Origin of the sequence: Micrococcus sp. GbtcB5 (genome assembly GCF_019091605.1) — a bacterium.
In the GTDB taxonomy this organism is placed as follows: domain Bacteria; phylum Actinomycetota; class Actinomycetes; order Actinomycetales; family Micrococcaceae; genus Micrococcus; species Micrococcus luteus.
Genome location: NZ_JAGXJK010000483.1, coordinates 1 through 235, shown reverse-complemented (window position 1 = coordinate 235; position 235 = coordinate 1). Strand labels below are relative to the sequence as shown.

1 protein-coding gene is annotated in these 235 nt (G+C 80.4%); it reads right to left on the bottom strand.

Annotation, left to right across the window (positions count from 1 at the left end):
• Positions 1-235, bottom strand: a 235-nt coding sequence (locus tag KVS67_RS13195; RefSeq protein WP_217565568.1) for a hypothetical protein, incomplete at both ends; no start/stop codon positions are given.

Sequence of the window (235 nt, the reverse complement as noted above, 5' to 3'; positions counted from 1 at the left end):
CTACGATCCGACTTGGCCGGCCCGACGTCGGTGCGCACCTTCACGGGCCAGCCGCCCGTGCCTTGGTGCGGGATGTCCGGCAGGGGCTGCGCCCCGGTGCCCGCCCGGCCGCTGCGGCGCGCGGCGGCGGCACGGCGGGCCGCCGCGAGCCAGTCCCGCCACTGCTGCCGAGTGGTGTCCACGTAGGCGGGGGCCGGGGGCGTCTCGGGCCGGTGCAGGGCCCAGCCCCGCACGG